This is a genomic window from Sphaerotilus sp. (assembly GCF_013299175.1).
In the GTDB taxonomy this organism is placed as follows: domain Bacteria; phylum Pseudomonadota; class Gammaproteobacteria; order Burkholderiales; family Burkholderiaceae_C; genus Sphaerotilus.
On sequence record NZ_JAAFKF010000190.1, the window covers coordinates 1 to 3,499 of the forward strand.

Annotated in this window: 4 protein-coding genes; 2 read left to right on the forward strand and 2 right to left on the reverse strand. The window is 68.1% G+C overall.

Annotated features, from left to right (window positions below; genetic code table 11):
- Window positions 1–13 precede the first annotated feature (13 nt).
- Both QZW52_RS18975 and QZW52_RS18980 read right to left on the reverse strand, forming a co-directional pair.
- Window positions 14–679 (reverse strand): alpha/beta hydrolase, encoded by a 666-nt coding sequence (locus QZW52_RS18975; RefSeq protein WP_294001668.1) that lies wholly within the window; start codon window positions 677–679, stop codon window positions 14–16.
- 46 nt (window positions 680–725) lie between these two features.
- Window positions 726–1,379: a GntR family transcriptional regulator gene (locus tag QZW52_RS18980; RefSeq protein ID WP_294001671.1), complete on the reverse strand. Its 654-nt coding sequence runs from the start codon at window positions 1,377–1,379 to the stop codon at window positions 726–728.
- 121 nt (window positions 1,380–1,500) lie between these two features.
- On the opposite strand from QZW52_RS18980, the gene QZW52_RS18985 reads away from it, so the two are divergent.
- Both QZW52_RS18985 and QZW52_RS18990 read left to right on the forward strand, forming a co-directional pair.
- Complete coding sequence (locus QZW52_RS18985; RefSeq protein ID WP_294001674.1) at window positions 1,501–2,505, forward strand: Bug family tripartite tricarboxylate transporter substrate binding protein; 1,005 nt, start codon at window positions 1,501–1,503, stop codon at window positions 2,503–2,505.
- Window positions 2,506–2,513: 8 nt separating this feature from the next.
- Window positions 2,514–3,499: malonate decarboxylase subunit alpha (locus QZW52_RS18990; RefSeq protein ID WP_294001677.1), on the forward strand; the 986-nt coding region annotated here is incomplete at its 3' end.

Below are 3,499 nucleotides of genomic sequence, written 5' to 3' on the forward strand. Positions count from 1 at the left end.
CGGCGCAGGGTGTTCAGGCCACCAGAACCTTCAGCAGCCACGCATTCAGATCCTCGATCTCCTCCTGGCACACCGAATGCGCCATGGGGTAGTCGTGCCACTCGACGCTGTGGCCCAGCGCCAGCAGCGCATCCCGCGACGCCGTGCCACGCGCCAGCACCACCACCGGATCGACGCGGCCGTGCGCCATGAACACCGGCACGCTCTGGCTGGCGGCGCTGCGCTCGCTGGCCGTGGTCGCCGCCAGCGGCAGGTAGCCCGACAGACACGCCAGCCCCGCCAGCCGCTGCGGCGCCCGCAGACCGGCCAGCAGCGTCATCGCGCAGCCTTGCGAGAAACCCATCAGCACGGTGCGCCCGGGTGGGATGCCGCGCTCGGCCTCACGGTCCAGCAGCGCCTGCACGTCGGCGACCGACGCCCGCAGGCCCGCTTCATCTTCGCGGCGCACGAGATCGGGTCCGTAGATGTCATACCAGGCGCGCATCCGCATGCCGCCGTTGACCGTGACCGGCCGGATCGGCGCGTGCGGGAACACGAAGCGCACGGGGCCGATCGCCGACAGGTCGAGTTCCTGGGCGATCGGGACGAAGTCATTGCCGTCGGCACCGAGGCCGTGCAGGACGATGACGCTGGCGACGGGGTGGTCGCCGGACTGGAGTTCAAGGGTGTCGAGTGCCATGCCCGGCAGCATAGCGCCGCCACGGCACCGACCGACTGGCTGGGGACTACGCGGCCGTCAGCAGTTGCAGGCTCGCCAGCAGGTCGGCAAAGCGTTCGCCCTGCACGACGACGTGGCGCTGCGTCGCGGCCATCGCCTGGTCCGCATCCCCCAGGCGCAGCGCGGCGAGGATCTCGGCGTGCTCGGTCAGCGAGTGCTGCATGCGGTTGCGCACCCGCAGTTGCAGCCGCCGGTAGGGGCGCAGCTTGCGCTGGAGTGCCAGCGTCTGTTCGATCAGGAACTCGTTGTGCGACGCGGTGTAGAGGGCACGGTGGAACGCCTCGTTGGCGTAGAAGTACGCGTCCGGGTCTCGTTGTGCTGACGCATCCCCGCAGTGCGACAGGGCGGCGTCCATGGCGATCAGATCGTTTTCGTGCAGACGCCGGGCGGCCAGCCGCGCACACATCGCCTCCAGCTCGGCCATGACCTCGAACATCTCGACCAGCCGCTGCGGCGTGGCCTGTGCCACCACCGCGCCACGCCGCGGCCGCAACTCCACCAGCCCCTCCGCCGCGAGCTGGATCAGCGCCTCCCGCACCGGCGTGCGCGAAACCGCGTAGCGTTCGACCAGCATCGCCTCGTCCAGCGCGCTGCCCGGCGCCAGCTCGCCCGTGGCGATCAGCTCCTCGATGGTTTCACACAGGCGCTCGGAGATCTTCATGTCGGAATTGTCTCAGGCTTGGCCTGCATGACGCCAAGGGTATCCCTCAGGATTGAATACGGATGCATTTCAATGTCCAATGTATACATTAATCGTGAGCAAGCCTGTTCCGGAGACACCCATGATCCAAAAGCCCTTGACCCTGTCCCGTCGCCACGCCATGGGCCTGACCAGCCTCGGCCTGCTGGGCACACTGGCCATCGGCCTGCCCGCCGCGGCGCAGACCGCCTGGCCGACCAAGCCGATGACGCTGGTCGTGCCTTTCCCCGCAGGTGGCGGCACCGACGCCTTCGCCCGGCCGCTCTCGGCGGTGCTGTCCAAGCAGCTCGGCCAGCAGCTCATCATCGACAACAAGGGCGGCGCGGGTGGCAACCTCGGCGCCACCGTCGCGTCCAAGGCCGCACCGGACGGCTACACCTGGTTCATGGGCGCCGTCCACCACGCCATCGCGCCGTCGATCTACCCGAAACTCGACTACAGCCTGACCAACGACTTCATCCCGGTCGCACTGATCTCCAACGTGCCGCAGGTGATCGTCGTCAACCCGCAGAAGGTGGTCGCCAAGGACTTGAAAGAGCTGCTGGCCTACATCCGCTCCAAGCCCGGTCAGCTCACCTATGGCTCGGCCGGCAATGGCTCCTCGCACCACCTGGCGGGCGAGCTGTTCAAGATGCAGACCAAGACCTTCATCACCCACATCCCCTACCGTGGCGCTGGTCCCGCCCTGCAGGATTTGATGGGTGGCCAGATCGACATGATGTTCGACGGCCTGGGGTCATCGGCCACCCACATCAAGAGCGGGCGGCTGCGTGCCATCGCGGTGGCGGGTGACAAGCGGGCACCGGGTTTCCCGGACATCCCGACCGCCGCGGAATCCGGCGTGCCGACTTACAAGGTGGCGACGTGGTACGGCCTCTGGGCGCCCAAGGGCACGCCGAAGGAGGTCGTGGACAAGATGGCTGCCGAGCTGAAAACTGCGCTGGGCAGCCCCGAGCTGAAGTCCGCCTGGAACAGCATCGGCTCGGAAACCCCGACGATGGCGGGCAAGGAGTTCGGTGACTTCGTGGCGGCCGAGACCAAACGCTGGGCCGATGTCGTCAAGGCCGGCAACATCAAGCTGGAGTGACCCCGGCGATGGACCGCACCTGGAACCACCGCGCGCTGAACCGGCAGGCCCGGCTCGCCCGTGCCGCCGACACCCTGGGCACCCGCCTGCGCGGCAAGCGGGTGGAGACCGGCGCGGTGGTCGATCTGCTGCACGCGGTACTCGAACCCGGCGACCGCGTCTGCCCCGAAGGCAACAACCAGAAGCAAGCCGACTTCCTCGCCAAGGCGCTGGTGCAGGTCGATCCTGCCCGCGTCCACGACCTGCACATGGTCCAGTCGGTGCTCGCGCTGCCCGAACACCTGGACGTGTTCGACCTGGGCATCGCGTCGAAGCTCGACTTCTCGTTTTCCGGGCCGCAGGGCGGTCGGCTGGCGTCGCTGGTGTCGCAGGGGCAGATCAACATCGGGGCGATCCACACCTACCTGGAGCTGTTCGCCCGCTACTTCGTCGATCTGACACCGCGGGTGGCGCTGATCGCCGCCCACAGCAGCGACGCCGACGGCAACCTCTACACCGGCCCGAACACCGAGGACACCCCCGCCATCGTCGAGGCCACCGCCTTCCACGGCGGCCTCGTCATCGCCCAGGTCAACGAGATCGTTGACCGCGTCCCCCGCGTGGACGTGCCCGCCGGCTGGGTGGACTTCGTCGTGCAGGCGCCCACCCCCAACGTCATCGAGCCGCTGTTCACCCGCGACCCGGCGCAGATCAGCGAGATCCAGGTGCTGATGGCGATGATGGCCATCAAGGGCATCTACGCCGAGTACGGCGTGCAGCGACTGAACCACGGCATCGGCTTCGACACGGCGGCGATCGAGCTGCTGCTGCCGACCTACGGAGAGTCGCTCGGGCTGAAGGGCAAGATCTGCCAGCACTGGGCGCTGAACCCGCACCCGGCGCTGATCCCGGCGATCGAGGCGGGCTGGGTGCAGTCGATCCACTCCTTCGGCTCGGAGCTGGGCATGGAGGACTACATCCGCGCCCGCTCCGACGTGTTCTTCACCGGCCCGGA

Coding starts and splice junctions, on each gene's coding strand:
- QZW52_RS18980 (WP_294001671.1), bottom strand. CDS start 1,379: ATGAAGATCTCCGAGCGCCTGTGTGAAACCATCGAGGAGCTGATCGCC.
- QZW52_RS18985 (WP_294001674.1), top strand. CDS start 1,501: ATGATCCAAAAGCCCTTGACCCTGTCCCGTCGCCACGCCATGGGCCTG.
- QZW52_RS18975 (WP_294001668.1), bottom strand. CDS start 679: ATGGCACTCGACACCCTTGAACTCCAGTCCGGCGACCACCCCGTCGCC.